13 protein-coding genes are annotated in these 15,830 nt (G+C 64.1%); 10 read left to right on the forward strand and 3 right to left on the reverse strand.

The window, feature by feature from the left end; all coding sequences use genetic code 11:
* The first annotated feature begins 29 nt into the window (after positions 1–29).
* The 3 genes from QMF22_RS09175 to QMF22_RS09185 are packed head-to-tail and all read left to right on the forward strand — an operon-like array spanning position 30 to position 3,398.
* Positions 30–1,319, forward strand: coding sequence for an RNA polymerase sigma factor (locus QMF22_RS09175; protein WP_283452744.1), 1,290 nt, complete (start codon positions 30–32; stop codon positions 1,317–1,319).
* Between the two features lie 43 nt (positions 1,320–1,362).
* Positions 1,363–2,640 (forward strand): MurT ligase domain-containing protein, encoded by a 1,278-nt coding sequence (locus QMF22_RS09180; protein ID WP_283452746.1) that lies wholly within the window; start codon positions 1,363–1,365, stop codon positions 2,638–2,640.
* Positions 2,637–3,398, forward strand: a complete 762-nt coding sequence (locus tag QMF22_RS09185; RefSeq protein ID WP_283452748.1) for a type 1 glutamine amidotransferase — start codon at positions 2,637–2,639, stop codon at positions 3,396–3,398. The genes QMF22_RS09180 and QMF22_RS09185 overlap by 4 nt, the downstream gene beginning before the upstream one ends.
* Before the next feature lie 118 nt (positions 3,399–3,516).
* Here QMF22_RS09185 and QMF22_RS09190 read toward each other — a convergent pair whose 3' ends face one another.
* Positions 3,517–3,753 (reverse strand): DUF7455 domain-containing protein, encoded by a 237-nt coding sequence (locus QMF22_RS09190; protein ID WP_283452750.1) that lies wholly within the window; start codon positions 3,751–3,753, stop codon positions 3,517–3,519.
* Between the two features lie 184 nt (positions 3,754–3,937).
* On the opposite strand from QMF22_RS09190, the gene QMF22_RS09195 reads away from it, so the two are divergent.
* Positions 3,938–6,016, forward strand: coding sequence for a DNA gyrase/topoisomerase IV subunit B (locus tag QMF22_RS09195; RefSeq protein WP_283452752.1), 2,079 nt, complete (start codon positions 3,938–3,940; stop codon positions 6,014–6,016).
* Positions 6,017–6,110: 94 nt separating this feature from the next.
* On the opposite strand, the gene QMF22_RS09200 is transcribed toward QMF22_RS09195, so the two are convergent.
* The gene (locus QMF22_RS09200; RefSeq protein ID WP_283452754.1) at positions 6,111–8,600 is read right to left on the reverse strand and encodes a DNA gyrase/topoisomerase IV subunit A; all 2,490 of its coding nucleotides are present in this window, start codon (positions 8,598–8,600) and stop codon (positions 6,111–6,113) included.
* A 123-nt stretch (positions 8,601–8,723) separates the two neighbouring features.
* Between QMF22_RS09200 and QMF22_RS09205 the strand changes: the two genes are divergently transcribed.
* Entirely contained in the window at positions 8,724–9,884 is a 1,161-nt protein-coding gene (locus tag QMF22_RS09205; protein WP_283452756.1) for an alkaline phosphatase family protein, read from the forward strand.
* Positions 9,885–9,914: 30 nt separating this feature from the next.
* On the opposite strand, the gene QMF22_RS09210 is transcribed toward QMF22_RS09205, so the two are convergent.
* Positions 9,915–10,508, reverse strand: a complete 594-nt coding sequence (locus QMF22_RS09210) for a DUF3043 domain-containing protein (RefSeq protein ID WP_283452758.1) — start codon at positions 10,506–10,508, stop codon at positions 9,915–9,917.
* A 38-nt stretch (positions 10,509–10,546) separates the two neighbouring features.
* Here QMF22_RS09210 and QMF22_RS09215 point away from each other — a divergent pair, with 38 nt between their 5' ends.
* The 5 genes from QMF22_RS09215 to QMF22_RS09235 all read left to right on the forward strand — a co-directional run bounded on the left by QMF22_RS09215 (position 10,547) and on the right by QMF22_RS09235 (position 15,820).
* On the forward strand, positions 10,547–12,007 hold the full coding sequence (locus QMF22_RS09215) for a dipeptidase (protein ID WP_283452760.1): 1,461 nt from the start codon (positions 10,547–10,549) through the stop codon (positions 12,005–12,007).
* A 158-nt stretch (positions 12,008–12,165) separates the two neighbouring features.
* Positions 12,166–12,546 carry a HesB/IscA family protein gene (locus QMF22_RS09220; protein ID WP_283453422.1) on the forward strand — a complete coding sequence of 127 codons (381 nt, stop codon included), beginning with the start codon at positions 12,166–12,168 and terminating at the stop codon, positions 12,544–12,546.
* Positions 12,547–12,772: 226 nt separating this feature from the next.
* Complete coding sequence (gene ctaC, locus QMF22_RS09225) at positions 12,773–13,663, forward strand: aa3-type cytochrome oxidase subunit II (RefSeq protein ID WP_283452762.1); 891 nt, start codon at positions 12,773–12,775, stop codon at positions 13,661–13,663.
* Positions 13,664–13,666: 3 nt separating this feature from the next.
* A complete protein-coding gene (ctaD, locus tag QMF22_RS09230) occupies positions 13,667–15,397 on the forward strand; it encodes an aa3-type cytochrome oxidase subunit I (RefSeq protein WP_283452764.1) in 1,731 nt (576 codons plus the stop codon).
* Positions 15,398–15,820: a cytochrome c oxidase subunit 4 gene (locus tag QMF22_RS09235; RefSeq protein ID WP_283452767.1), complete on the forward strand. Its 423-nt coding sequence runs from the start codon at positions 15,398–15,400 to the stop codon at positions 15,818–15,820.
* Positions 15,821–15,830: the final 10 nt, after the last annotated feature.

The following is a 15,830-nucleotide window of genomic DNA, read 5'->3' on the forward strand; positions in this document are numbered from 1 at the left end:
AGGTACGACTCCGCATGAGAGGTGTTCGAATGGCAACCACCGTCAAGACCGACGTGACCGACGAGTCCGTCACGACTCCGGTAGTACCGCCGGTCAAGAAGACCGTCACCAAGGCTGCAGCCGCAAAGGCAGCAACAGTCGAGGCCGCAGCGACGAAGAAGTCCGCGGCCGCCGGTTTGGCGGCCGAGAAGCCGGCCCCGAAGAAGCGCGCGACCAAGGCGAAGGTCGTCAAGAAAGACGATGAAGCCGACGTTGACGGCGGTTCCGAAGCCGACGACGACGAGTCAGACGAGGAGAGCACCAAGCGCACGGCATCGGCCGAGCCGCTCCCCAGCGGCGCCCTCGTACTCTCCCTGGTTGACGATGACGACGAGGTCCCGGTCTATTCCAGCGCCATCACCGGTGCCACGGCCGACCCGGTCAAGGACTACCTCAAGCAGATCGGTAAAGTCGCCCTGCTGAACGCGGCTGAAGAGGTCGAACTCGCTATGCGCATCGAAGCCGGCCTGTTCGCCGAAGACAAGCTGTCGGAGATGACGGATGTCGAGAAAAAGAATGCCCTCGGCCGTGAGCTGCAGTGGGTCGCCAAAGACGGCGCCCGGGCCAAGAGCCACCTCCTCGGTGCCAACCTGCGCCTCGTCGTGTCGCTCGCCAAGCGGTACACCGGTCGCGGAATGCAGTTCCTCGACCTGATCCAGGAAGGCAACCTGGGTCTCATTCGTGCGGTCGAGAAATTCGACTACACCAAGGGCTTCAAGTTCAGCACCTACGCCACCTGGTGGATCCGCCAGGCCATCACCCGGGCCATGGCCGACCAGGCTCGCACCATTCGTATTCCGGTGCACATGGTCGAGGTCATCAACAAGCTCGCCCGTGTGCAGCGCCAGATGCTGCAGGACCTCGGTCGCGAACCCACCCCGGAAGAGCTCAGCCGCGAACTCGACATGACGCCTGAAAAGGTCGTCGAGGTTCAGAAGTACGGTCGCGAGCCCATCTCGCTGCACACCCCGCTCGGTGAAGACGGTGACAGCGAATTCGGTGACCTCATCGAAGACACCGAAGCCGTCGTGCCTGCCGATGCCGTGGGTTTCACCATGCTGCAGAAGCAGCTGGAGAGCCTGCTCGACTCGCTGTCCGAGCGCGAAGCCGGTGTGATTCGCATGCGCTTCGGCCTCGGCGACGGCATGCCGAAAACGCTCGACCAGATTGGCGACACCTTCGGGGTCACGCGTGAGCGCATCCGTCAGATCGAGTCCAAGACGATGGCCAAGCTTCGACACCCGTCCCGGTCGCAGTCCCTGCGCGACTACCTCGAGTAAACGTGACAGTGACAGGTCCTACCCGGACTGCGTTGTGCGGTTCGTGAGTTCTCTTCGCTACGCCCCCGCGATTCTCATCGGTCGGGCCGTTCGGCTGCTTGCGCGCTGGCGCAAACCGGGCGGTGGCTCGGCCATTCCCGGCGTCGTCGTCAACCGCATCGCCCCGGGCTTTCTGGCCGCGACGCTGAACGGGTTTCCGCTCGGCCTGGTGATCGTGACCGGGTCCAGTGGCAAATCAACCACGACCAAGATGCTCGTCGCCGTTCTGCGCGCGCACGGCCTGTCCGTGTTCACCAACCAGTCGACGGCCAACATCAGCCAGGGGCTGACCAGCGCCCTTCTGGAACAGGTCAGCCTGTCCGGTCGGATTGCCGGCGACGTTGCCGTGCTTGAAATGGATGAGGGACACGGCGCGTTCATCGCCGGGTCGCTGACTCCGCGGGTCGTCGCCCTGACCAACGTCATGGTGGACCAGATCGACCGCTTCCACGACTCTGAAATGGTCGCCGCCCTGCTCGCGAAAATCGCTGCACGGGCTACGGAGTCGGTCGTACTCAACGCTGACGACCGCTACCTGGCCGATCTCGGTCACGATCTCGAACCCGGCGTTTCGGTAGCCCGCTATGGTGTGACTGCCGAGGTTCTCGCTCAGTATCCACGCGGACTCGGTTACGCCGACACCGCACCGATTCGCCTGCCAGTAGGAACCGGGCTCCAGCTCACCCGGGTAGCCGGCCGGGACGCCGACGTGCAGTTTGCCACCGGCGTTCACAGCATCCGCTTGCCGGCCCGCGGCATCCACTACGCCGTCGACGCGCTGACCGCGCTGAGCACGGCCCAGTCGACCCTCGGCGATCTCTTCGATCCGGCGATAGCCTGCACGGCGCTGTCGGCCATGCCGGCCGTGTTCGGACGCGGCGAGGTCGTCACCGTTGGCGGCAAAACAATTGAGTTTGTGCTCGTGCAGAACCCGTCGAGTTTTCAGCTCAACGTGGACAGTCTCGAATCGGGAACCGAGCAGATTTTGGTGATCATCGGCTCCGATGTGCGTGATCCGTCATACTTCTGGCCGGTGGACACCTCCGGGCTCGGCCACGTACTCATCGCCTCCGGGCTCAAGGCGCACGATATCGCCTTGCAGCTGGCCTACGACGACGTCTCCGTCGACCGCATCGAGCCCGATGTCCCGACCGCTCTCGACGCGTTCCTGGCCCTGCCCGATCCCGTCTCCGGGGTGAAAACCATCATCTTCTCCGCCGACGGAATGCGGCGCACCCGCTCGCACCTCGGCCTCGTCTCCAACACTGAGGAACCGGTATGACCGCCACTTCGCTGGACCGGCCGTTCACGGTCGTCTCGCTGCTGCCGCGCCTGCTGAACACGAACGGTGATGCCGGCAATGCCCGAGTGCTCGCGCAGCGCGTTCGGTGGGGCGGGCGCGACGCGCGGGTGGTCGACGTGCATTCCCAGGCCGACCTGCCCGAGGACGTGGATGCCGTGTCGATCGGTTCGGGAACGGATGCCGGACTTCTGCCTGCCAGGGACGCCCTGCGTACCCTGGTGGAGGAACTGCGCCTCTGGTCCAATTCCGGCGTGCCCATCCTGGCCGTCGGCACCGGGTGGGAACTGCTGAGCTGGGGGATCGACCTCCCCAACGGCAGCGTGCTGGAAGGACTCGGCCTCGTAGCAGGCCACGCCGTGCCACGCGCTTCACGCGCGACCGACGACATCATCGTCGCCTCAAAATATGGGCGGCTGATCGGGTTTGAAAACAACGCCCGCGACTATATCGGTGCTGAAGCCAGCCCGCTCGGCCGAGTGCTGTACGGAACCGGCAATGCCGCTGCCCCGGCGAGCGGACCTCAGATTGAGGGACTGACCATGGGTGAGGTGTTCTGCACCCACCTGCACGGGCCCGTTCTTGCTCGCAATCCGGCACTCGCTGACCACCTGCTGCAGGCAGCCTTCAGTCGCCACGATCTCGAGTATGCGCGCGCCGCGACGGCCGAATCCGTCGACGACACCGCGCGGACGGCCCGCAACGAGGTGGCCGTGCGGCTGGGCCAGGACGCCGAATAAGTCTGCGTGCTGAGCGCGGCTCTATAGACCCGAAAAACGGTGGGGACGAAAGAACCGCGCCGGGAGACTGGCCTGAGCCAGCCGCCGGCGCGGCATCCGTTTTAGTGCTTACGAGCAGCTAGGAGCGCTGGTCTTCGAGCAGACGACTCGATTCGTCGTGCCAGCTATCGGCAATCGTTGCCAGCTTCTCCTGGTGCTTGCGACCGTGGTGCGCGCAGAACAGCAGCTCGCTGTTCTTCACGACGACACGGATATAAGCCTGGGCACCGCACGCGTCGCAGCGGTCGGCTGCGGTGAGCTGGTGGGGGGTGCCCTGGTTGTCTACAGCACCATTTTCGGTGGCGATCTGGGACATATTCTCCTCCTCCAGACTGAATTGCATTGACCCTCTTATCTAATGTAAACACGCCGCAGGGCCAATGACGAGATGATTGGCCGGTATTTCGCTCACCGCGTAGACGTGTCGTGGGGGGTTGCCTGCCGCGCCGTGCCTGCTCAGCGCGAAAGTTTCCCGGTCGGGGCCGGTATTCTTGGTTGTTGTGAGCTCTGACTATTCCGCGCGCCACCTGTCAGTCCTTGAGGGACTCGAGGCAGTGCGTAAACGCCCCGGCATGTATATCGGTTCCACCGACTCGCGTGGACTGATGCACTGCCTCTGGGAGATCATCGACAACTCCGTCGATGAGGCACTGGGCGGGCACGGTGCCAGCATCAATATCGAGCTGTATCCTGACCAGAGCGTCGAGGTGCGCGACACCGCCCGCGGAATTCCGGTGGATATCGAGCCCAAGACCGGCCTGACCGGTGTCGAGGTCGTCTTCACCAAACTGCACGCCGGCGGAAAGTTTGGCAGCGGGTCGTATGCCGCGTCGGGTGGTCTGCACGGGGTGGGGGCATCCGTTGTCAACGCGCTGTCCGAACGCCTCGACGTCGAGGTCGACCGCGACGGCAAGACCTGGGCGATGTCGTTCCACCGCGGTGAACCCGGCCTGTTCGCGGATTCGGGGGAGAAGAGCCCCGACGCCCCGTTCACTCCGTTCGAGAACCAGAGCGAGCTGCGCGTAATCGGCAAGGTCAAGCGCGGCGTCACGGGCACTCGCATCCGCTACTGGGCTGACCGGCAGATCTTCACCAAGGGTGCAGCGTTCCAGACCGACGAGGTGTTGAGCCGAGCCCGCCAGACGGCGTTCCTCGTTCCCGGCCTCGCGATCGAGGTGGCCGACCGTCGCACCGAGGAGCCCGTCACCAGCCTGTTCCAGTTCGACGGCGGCATCAGCGAATTCGTCGAGCACCTCGCGACGGATGCCCCGATCACCGATACCTGGCGGCTCACCGGCAACGGCACCTTCACTGAAACCGTTCCGGTCCTCACCGACAAGGGCGCCATGGTGCCGACCGAGCTCACGCGCGACTGCCAGGTGGACATCGCCCTCCGCTGGGGCACCGGCTACGACACGATCGTGCAGAGCTTCGTCAATATCATCGCCACGCCCAAGGGCGGCACCCACCAGGCCGGTTTCGACGCCGGGCTGCTGAAGTTCCTGCGCGGCCAGGTCGAACTGAACGCCCGGCGTCTCAAGGTCGGCAACGACAAGCTGGACAAGGACGACGTGATGGCAGGCCTCACCGCCGTACTCACGGTGCGCCTGCCCGAGCCGCAGTTTGAGGGCCAGACCAAGGAAGTGCTCGGCACTCCCGCGGTGCGGGCGATCGTCGCCAACATCGTCGCCAAGGCCATGGCGGAGCGGTACGCCTCGCCGAAACGCGACGACAAGACCCAGTCAACGCTGCTGCTCGACAAGATCGTCGCCGAGATGAAATCGCGCATCTCAGCCCGGGCGCACAAGGAGACTCAGCGGCGCAAGAACGCGCTGGAAAGTTCGTCGCTGCCGGCCAAGCTGGTCGACTGCCGCAGCAACGACGTGTCAACCAGTGAGTTGTTCATCGTGGAGGGGGACTCGGCCCTGGGCACGGCCAAGCTCGCCCGCGACAGCGAGCACCAGGCGTTGCTTCCGATTCGCGGCAAGATTCTGAACGTGCAGAAGGCGTCCGTCGCCGACATGTTGTCCAATACGGAGTGCGCGTCGATCATCCAGGTGATCGGGGCCGGCTCCGGTCGCAGTTTCGACCTGTCAGCGGCCCGCTACGGCAAAGTCATCATCATGAGCGACGCCGACGTCGACGGCGCCCATATTCGTACCCTGCTGCTCACCCTGTTCTTTCGCTACATGCGCCCCATGATCACCGAGGGCCGGGTCTTCGCCGCAGTACCGCCGCTGCACCGGGTCGTCGTCATGAACCCGGGCTCGAAGCCCAACGAGACCATCTACACCTACTCCGAAACCGAGCTGCACGGGGTGCTGAGCGCCCTCGAGAAGAAGAATCGTCGGTATCAGGACCCGATCCAGCGCTACAAGGGCCTCGGCGAAATGGATGCCGACCAGCTCGCGACCACCACTATGGAACGTGCCCACCGCACCCTGCGGCGCGTACGCGTCGACGACGCCGAAGCCGCCGGCAAGGTCTTCGAGCTGCTCATGGGCAACGATGTCGCCCCGCGCAAGGAGTTCATCATCGACAGCTCCGACAAACTGTCCCGCGATCGCATCGACGTCTGAGGCGTCCCAGCGCCCTCGTGGCCCGTGTTTGAGAAGCCGGCACGTGTTCAAACCAGTGCCGCGTTCTCCAACGCGTGCCACGAGGTGTGCGGGCTTAGATTTCGGTGCCGATGGCTCCGATTGACGCGTCGAGCATGACTCCAGAGGCGTCCCGGCGGGAACCGGAGTCGGGCAGGGTGCGGGGGGTACCGTCGGGACCGACGGCACGGGCCGGGGCTCGGCCCACCCAGGCCACCGCGAGGGTGTCCTCACCCTTGAGGAAGCGCTGGGCGCGAACACCGCCGGTGGCACGGCCCTTGGCCGGATACTCCGAGAAATCGCTCTGCTTCGCGCTGCCCGGGTCGGTGCCTGGAAGCGTCTGACTGCTCGACGCCACGGTGGCCACGACGGCCGTTCCCACGTCCTCGGCTGACAGGCTGGTGAAGAACACGACGGTTTCCCCCGCGGTCAGCTTGATGCCGGCCATACCGCCGGCCGCTCGGCCCTGCGGCCGCACACCAGCGGCGGTGAAGCGCAGCAGCTGCGCATCCGTCGTGATGAAGACGAGGTCGTCGTCCTCTGCGCCCTGCACCGCACCGACCACCTCATCCTTGGGTTTGAGGGCGATGATGTCGAAGTCGGGCCTGTTGGCCCAGTCGCCGGGAGTCACCCGCTTCACGACGCCCTGACGGGTGCCGAGCGCGATCGCCCGATCGGAGTCCAGCGAGACGATCGCGAGCACTCGCTCCTTCTTATCGGTCAGCATCAGATATTCGCTGATGCGCACCCCGGCGGCCAGCTGGATCGACGTCGGCGGCATCACGGGCAGGTCCACCGGCGAGAAGCGGATGAGCCGCCCCCGGTTGGTCACTGCGCCCACCTCGGTGCGGCTGGTTGTGTCGAGAGTCGAGAGAACGGCATCGTGTTTGCTTCGGCGCTGCGGTGGCTGGATCCGCGGCGGCAGCGAATCGTCGACAGCGAGCAGATCGACCCGGGCGATGCGCCCGGTCACGCTCAGAAACACGCGCGTGGGGATGTCCTGCACTTCGAGTACGGCCGCCTGGCGTTTGGCAGCAGCCACTGACAGGCCGGCAATGCTCGGCTTGGCCTCGGTGAGCACGGTACGGCGCGGGGTCCCGAACTTCTCGGCTACCGCGCCCAGTTCCTCCGACACCAGCGTGCGGATTGCGGCTTTCGAGGACAGCAGTTTCTCGAGTTTCGCGATTTCAGCGAGCAACTGGTCACGTTCGGATTCGAGCTCGATGCGGGAGAACTTGGTGAGGCGCCGCAGCCGCAGTTCGAGAATGTATTCGGCCTGAATCTGGCTGAGGTCGAACACGTCGATCAGTTTGGCGCGGGCCTGCTCGGTGTCGTCGCTCGCGCGGATCACCTGGATGACCTCGTCGATGTCGAGGATCGCCACTAGCAGGCCAAGCACGAGGTGCAGGCGTTCCCTGCGCCGGGCCAGGCGATAGGCTGATCGCCGGGTGACGACCTCGATGCGGTGGTTGACGTAGACGTGCAGCAGTTCGAGCAATCCCAGCGTCTGCGGTGCACCGTTGACCAGGGCGACAGCGTTGATGTTGAACGAGTCTTCCAGCGGGGTGTACCGGTAGAGCTGCTCGAGCACGGCATCGGGACTGAAACCGGTCTTGATACCGATGACCAGACGCAGTCCCTTGGTACGGTCGGTGAGATCGGTGACATCCGAGATACCGCTGAGCTTCTTGGAGTTGACACCATCCTTGATCTTCTCGATCACCTTTTCCGGGCCGACCAGGTAGGGGAGTTCGGTCACGACGAGTCCGGTCTTGCGAGCACTGATCGACTCGACCGAGACGCGGGCGCGCGTCTTGAAGCTGCCGCGGCCGGTGCTGTAGGCGTCCTTGATGCCGGCCAGTCCCACGATGGTGCCACCGGTCGGCAGGTCAGGACCAGGCACGAATTCCATGACGTCGTCGAGGGTTGCGTTCGGGTGAGCGAGCAGGTGCCGGGCGGCCCCGACGACCTCGATCAGGTTGTGCGGTGCCATGTTGGTGGCCATCCCGACGGCGATGCCGCTCGTGCCGTTGACGAGCAGGTTGGGATAGGCGGCCGGCAGCACGTCGGGCTGGGTGAGCTGGTTGTCGTAGTTCGGCACGAAATCCACGACGTCTTCGTCGAGGTTCTCGGTCATCGCGAGAGCGGGTGCCGCCAGACGGGCTTCCGTGTAGCGGGGCGCTGCCGGCCCGTCATCGAGCGAGCCGAAGTTGCCGTGGCCGTCGACGAGCGGAACCCGCAGTGAGAAAGACTGCGCCATACGCACGAGGGCGTCGTAGATGGCCGTGTCGCCGTGCGGGTGCAGCTTGCCCATCACCTCGCCGACGACCCGGGCGCTCTTCACGTGGCCCTTGTCGGGGCGCAATCCCATTTCGCTCATCTGATACAGGATGCGACGCTGCACCGGTTTGAGACCGTCACGGGCATCGGGCAGGGCCCGGGAGTAGATCACCGAATAGGCGTATTCGAGGAACGACCCCTGCATCTCCACCGACACATCGACGTCTTCGATGCGCTCGGTACTGGCGGTGCTGGCGGCGGGTGGGGTGATGTCTGAACGGATCATTGAAAACTTCTGCTTCAAGCGTGCGACGGCAACCGATCGAACCGGTCGCCGCTGCACTGCGTAGGGAGCGCTCTCGGGAGCGCTGGAGGGCTCGGGTTCGTCCCTGTGAAAGAATGAGACCCGATGCCCACAATGCTACCGGCCCGCCAATTCAGTGCTCTGCGCCTTGCCGATGTTCTCACCAGTTCCCTCGACGCCGTCTGCGCCCGGCCGAACCCTCTGGGCCTGCCGGCCGTGCGCAAAGCGGTCGTGATTCTGGCCGATGGGCTCGGCGTCAGCTCGATCCGGGCAAGGGCCGGGCACGCACGATTCCTGTCCTCGCGGCTCAACAAATCGAGCATCATCGACGGGGTCTTCCCCGCGACGACCGCCGCGGGAATCGCGACGCTCACCACCGGCGTGGAACCGGGCCAGCACGGGCTGGTCGGCTACCAGGTGCTCGACGGGGCAAACGACCGCGTCGTCAACCAGCTCACCGGCTGGGACGACGGGATGCAGCCGCGCACCTGGCAACGAGCCCGGACCGTCTTCGACCTGGCCACCGACGACAACGTGCCAAGCTTCGCCATCGGGCCTAAACGGTTCGTGGTCTCCGGCTTCACCCAGGCTGTGCTGCGCGGCGCCCAGTACGTTCCGGCCGAGACGGTGGCCGATCGCTTCGCGGCGGCCCGCAGCATTCTGAATGAGAATCCCACCGCCCTGATCTACCTCTACGTGGCCGAGCTCGACGTGGCAGCGCACGCGCACGGATGGGAGTCCGATCGGTGGCTGGCCCAGCTCGAAAACCTCGACTCCGAGGTGACCCGGTTCGCTGCCACTCTGCGCTCTGACGAGGGCATGCTGCTCACCGCCGACCATGGTGTGATCGACGTGCCGAGTACCAGGCACGTTCTGTTCGATACCGAACCGGCGCTTGTCGCCAACGTGCGGCACATCGCGGGGGACCCGCGCTGCGTGCAGCTCTACCTCGAGCCGCGGCGGTCAGCGGCCGAGTTTGACTCGAATGGCGCTAACACGCTGGCGGATGCCTGGCGGGCGTCTCAGGGGGATCGTGCCTGGGTCTACACCCGCGACGAAGCCGTGGCAGCCGGACTGTACGGCCGGGTCGCCGACGAGGTCCTGCCTCGCATCGGTGACGTGCTGGTCGCCGCCCGTAAGTCCATCGCGTACTACGACTCCCGACCGGCGAACCAGAGGGCACGCGGCATGATCGGGCAACACGGTTCCCTCACCGATGAGGAAGTGCGTGTGCCGCTGATCCGAGCGGGCGCCTTCGCAAGGTAAGCGCCGAAGCCGCCCGCTGGGTCTGGCGCGTTAGATCGGGTACTGGCGACGCTTAACCTGCGGCTTGGGCAGCCGCATCGGGCGCAGCTGGAGCGCGCGCATAGCCGCGTACCAGCGCACGCGTTCGGCCTTGTCAGAGCCGAACTTGGCCTCGATCTTCTTGGTGAGTACGAAGCCGAGCACGACGCAGTCGATCACCGCGAAAATGAAGAACGCCCACAGGGCGATGATCGAGTAGCTCGAGATGCTCGGGATCGTCGTGAGGAGGATGACCAGGAACATGATCGGGATCATGAGCTCCCCGACATTGAACCGCGCATCGACGTAATCGCGGGCATACCGTTTCTGCAGACCGCGTTCCCGCAGCGGCAGGTACTTGTCGATACCGGCGGCCATGCCGGCCCGAGCGACATCCCGCGCGGCGGTCGACTTGGCACGTGCCTGCTTCGCTGCGAGCTTGCGGTCGTCCGGCACCAGCGGGCGCTTGTTGGCCGCTTCCTGCTTCTTGCGGGTGGGGGTCGCCTGACCCTTGCCGGCAGTGTTTGTCAGACCGAGGCGCGCTGCGGTCTCGTCGGAACTTTCAGTCGACGGCTGGGCGTCGGGGTTTACGGGAGTCTTAGCCACATCAAATCCTTGCAATTGGGTGCCTTAAGATTACCCGTATGACTGGTAACCCACAGACAAATTCCCACTCGGCCGACGCGACGCACGGCTCGGCCCCAGCTTCACCCACCGATTCGGGGGCGCAAGACGTCCTCCGCACCGCCGTCGAATTGGGGCTACCCAGCACGATTGCCGACCTCTGCGCGCTAGTGCGCATTCCGTCGGTTTCCTGGGCCGCCTTCGACCGCGCCCAGGTCGCTGCCAGCGCCGATGCCGTCGCCGCCCTGGTGCGTGGACTCGACGTGTTCGAGTCCATCGACATCGTGCAGGCCGGTATCCCCGGCGGCACCGAACTGGGCCAGCCGGCCATTCTGGCCTCTCGCCCGGCGCGCAACGGCCGACCGACCGTGCTGCTCTACGCCCACCACGACGTGCAGCCTCCCGGAAAGGATGAGGACTGGGAATCGGACCCATTCACACCGACCGTGCGCGGCGACCGCCTCTATGGACGCGGCGCCGCCGACGATAAGGCCGGCGTGATGGCGCACATCGCGTCCATCCGTGCGCTGGTCGCAGCCGTCGGCCCGGACTTCGACCTCGGGCTTGCGCTGTTCATCGAGGGAGAAGAAGAGTTCGGCAGCCGATCCTTCGCCACCTTCCTCGACGAGAACCGCGAGGCGCTGCGCGGCGACGTCATCGTGGTGGCCGACTCCAACAACTGGGACATCAACACGCCGGCCATCACGACGGCCCTGCGCGGCAACGTCACCCTGCGCCTGACCGTGCGCACACTCGCCCACGCCTCGCACTCCGGAATGTTCGGGGGAGCGGTACCCGACGCCATGCTCGCCACGATCAAACTGCTCGCGACCATGTATGGCGACGATGGTTCCGTCGCTGTGGCCGGCCTGACCAGCATCGACGTGCCCACGCCGGACTATTCCGAGGAGCAACTGCGCGCCGAGACCGGACTGCTCCCCGGCGTCACCCCGATCGGACACGGCTCCATTCTCAGCCGAATCTGGTCGCAGCCGGCGCTTACCGTCACCGGGATCGACGCCCCCAGTGTCGACAATGCATCCAACACGCTCACCCCGGCCGTCAGTGTTCGGATCAGCACTCGGATCGCTCCGGGCCAGTCCGCAGTGGAAGCCGCCGCAGCGATCGAGGCGCACGTGCGCGAGCACACGCCATTTGGTGCGCTTGTCGAGATCGACGATGTGGATACCGGTGAGCCCTTCCTCGTCGATACCAGCGGCTGGGCCGTGACCGAGGCACGATCCGCCATGACGGCTGCCTGGGGCGTTCCCCCGGTCGACATTGGCGTCGGTGGATCGATCCCGTTCATAGCCGACCTGGTGCGGGTCTTTCCGGCAGCCCAGATTCTGGTGACCGGAGTGGAAGACCCTGACTCCCGGGCCCACAGTCCGAATGAGTCATTACACCTCGGCGTGTTCAAACGGGCCGTACTCAGTGAAGCGTTCCTCCTGGGCAGCCTGAACGAGCGCAGCGGACACTGAGTAAGCGCCCGGTCAACTGCCGACGTCCAAAGAAATGTGAGAGCGTGGGAATGACCCCGTCGACTTTTTGGTTGTCGAAGGTAGAATTTAATACACCGTCGTCTATGAGATCGCACTGTGCGTGACTGCGTGAACCGAGGAGAAGCATGACCGACACCATGACAGAAACCGTCAGCGTTGCTGACACCGCGCCTGCTGACGCCGCCCACGCCGCACACGGCGTGGGACTTACCGAGGCGGCCGCGCTCAAGGTGCGCAGCCTGTTGGCTCAGGAAGGTCGCGAAGATCTGCGGCTGCGCGTCGCCGTTCAGCCCGGCGGTTGCTCCGGCCTCATTTACCAGCTCTACTTCGACGAACGCGTGCTCGAGGGGGATGCCCTCGTCGATTTCGACGGTGTCGAGGTCGTTGTCGACAAGATGAGCGTTCCCTATCTCGAGGGCGCCTCGATCAGCTTCGAAGACACGATTGAGAAGCAGGGTTTCACCATCGACAACCCGAACGCCGGCGGCAGTTGTGCCTGCGGGGACTCCTTCCACTAAAGAAGCTCGACCGGCGGGGACATCATCACTTTGATGGTGTCCCCGCTTTTTTTCTGCCCAATCTGCACCGGATTCGCCCGGATTTGCCCCGAGAGCGGGCTTTCAGGCGCACAATTCGTGTGCGACCCGACCCGTAGTGCACTTCGTGTGCACTCTCGCGGAGTAGGCTAGGAATCGATCAAAACGCTTCCTGAGAAGCGTCCTCGAATCTCCCGAAAGGTCCCCGGTGCGCAATAACCACCGCCTTCGTTGGGCTGCCATTCCGCTCGCAGCGACGTTAGCCGTTGTACTGGCCGGATGCACGCAAGCCCAGCTCCATGGTTTCCTGCCCGGTTTTGAACAAGAGGGCGAAACGGCGGTGACCAATCACACCGATCGCATTGCGGGTCTCTGGACCACCTCGTGGATCGTGCTCCTTGTCGTCGGCCTCATCACCTGGGGCCTCATCATCTGGACGATCGTCGTCTATCGACGACGCAAGGGCCAGACCGGGCTTCCGGTGCAGCTGCGGTACAACATGCCGATCGAGATCTTCTACACCATCGTTCCGCTCATTCTGGTCGTCGGTTTCTTCGCCTTCACCGTGCGCGACCAGATCGCCGTAGAGGCACGCTACGACAATCCCGACGTGACGATTGAAGTTCAAGCCAAGCAGTGGGCCTGGGACTTCAACTATGTCGATGAAGACGTGTACTCGCCCGGAATCCAGGGCCAGCTCGATCCGAACGGCGAAACCGGTGCGATCAACCAGTCCGAACTCCCCGTGCTCGTGCTTCCGGTTGATAAGACCATTGAGATTGCCTTGGAATCTCGGGACGTCATCCACTCGTTCTGGGTGATCGATTTCCTGTACAAGAAAGACGTTATTCCCGGCAAGACCAACTACATGTCGGTCACCCCGCAGCGCATCGGCACCTACGCGGGCAAGTGTGCCGAGCTCTGTGGCGAATACCACTCACTCATGCTCTTCAACGTCAAGGTCGTCTCCCAGGCTGACTACGACACCTACATTCAATCCCTGCGCACCGCAGGTAACGTCGGTCAGCTCGGCAACGAATTCGACCGACGTCAGAATCAGCCGGGCACGAGTGCCCCGACGGCACTGGAGGGCAACTAAGCCATGACCACGACCATCGCACCAGTGGAGTCACGCCCGGCAGCGCCGGTCTCGACCTCGGCCGAACGCAAGGGCAACGTGCTCGTCCGGTGGATCACCTCCACCGACCACAAGGTCATCGGGTACATGTACCTGATCACCTCCTTCATCTACTTCTGCCTCGGTGGCGTCATGGCGCTCATCATTCGAGCTCAGCTGTTCGCGCCCGGCCTTGACGTGGTGCAGACGAAGGAGCAGTACAACCAGCTGTTCACAATGCACGGCACGATCATGCTGCTCATGTTCGCAACGCCGCTCTTCTTCGGCTTCGCGAACTTTCTGGTGCCGCTGCAGATCGGTGCCCCCGACGTCGCATTCCCGCGCCTGAACGCCCTCGCCTACTGGTTCTTCAACTTCGGCAGTCTCATCGCCGTATCCGGGTTCCTCACCCCGCAGGGGGCGGCATCCTTCGGCTGGTTCGCGTACCAGCCGCTCGCGAGCACGACGTTCTCACCGGGCGTCGGCGGTAACCTCTGGATGGTCGGCCTCGGTCTCTCCGGCTTCGGTACCATTCTCGGTTCGGTGAACTTCATCACCACGATCATCACCATGCGCGCCCCGGGAATGACGATGTGGCGGATGCCCATTTTTACCTGGAACTCGCTCATCACCTCCCTGCTCGCGCTCATGGTCTTCCCGGTACTTGCCGCTGCCATGCTTGCCGCGGCCTCTGACCGCATCTTCGGTTCGCACATCTATGATCCAGCCAACGGCGGTGCCATCCTGTGGCAGCACTTGTTCTGGTTCTTCGGTCACCCCGAGGTGTACATCATCGCCCTGCCGTTCTTCGGCATCGTTTCCGAAGTGTTCCCGGTCTTCAGCCGCAAGCCCATGTTCGGCTACAAGACGCTGGTCTATGCGACCATTTCGATCGCCGCCCTCTCGGTCTCAGTCTGGGCGCACCACATGTACGTGACCGGGTCGGTTTTGCTGCCGTTTTTCTCGCTGATGACAATGCTCATCGCGGTACCGACCGGAGTGAAGATCTTCAACTGGATCGGCACCATGTGGCGCGGGTCAATCACCTTTGAGACTCCCATGATCTGGGCCATCGGCTTTCTGGTCACGTTCACCTTCGGTGGCTTGACCGGAGTCATCCTCGCCTCGCCGCCGCTCGACTTCCATGTCTCCGACACCTACTTCGTCGTCGCCCACTTCCACTACGTCGTGTTCGGAACCGTCGTCTTCGCCATGTTCAGCGGATTCTACTTCTGGTGGCCCAAGTGGACCGGCAAGATGCTCAACGAGAGCCTCGGCAAGTGGCACTTCTGGCTCCTGTTCATCGGTTTCCACACCACCTTCCTGATCCAGCACTGGCTCGGTGTCATGGGGATGCCGCGTCGGTACGCCACCTACGCACCGGAAGACGGATTCACCTGGATGAACCAGGTGTCCACAATCGGTGCCATGATCTTGGCCGTCTCGATGATTCCGTTCTTCCTGAACGTGTACATCACCGCCCGCAAGGCTCCGCTGGTGACCGTGAACGACCCGTGGGGTTACGGTTCATCGCTGGAGTGGGCGACCTCGTGCCCGCCGCCGCGCCACAACTTCACCTCCATTCCCCGCATCCGCTCCGAACGTCCGGCCTTCGACCTGAACCACCCCGAAGCCGGCCTGCCCGTCGGCATCGGCCCTGGCAAGGACGCACCCGACGCCGCGGTCTACGACATCGATTCGAATCAGGTCAAGTAAATGAAGACCAACGTCAACATCCTCTGGATCCTCACCGCCTTCTTCGGCATCGTGACGGTCGCTTATGTTGTCTGGAGCCTGCTCGATCCGGCTCATGGAAAAGTGGAATGGGCCGGAACGTTCATGCTGGGGCTGTCCACCCTGCTAGTTGCGTTCATTGCCTTCTATCTGGACAAAGTTCACGCCGCCCAGGGCTCCGAGCTTCCGGAGGACCGTCTCGATGGCAACATCGACGACGGTGACCCCGAGATGGGCTTCTTCAGCCCGTGGAGCTGGTGGCCGATTTTTCTGGCCGCATCAACAGCGTTGCTTTTTCTGGGCCTCGCAGTGGGAATCTGGATCTGCTTCATCGGCCTGGGCCTAGGCTTGGTAGCCCTCACCGGCTGGGTCTACGAATACTACCGGGGCCTGTTCGCCCGCTGAGCGCACGTTG

The sequence above is a fragment of the Cryobacterium sp. PH31-L1 genome, assembly GCF_030063145.1.
GTDB lineage: Bacteria > Actinomycetota > Actinomycetes > Actinomycetales > Microbacteriaceae > Cryobacterium.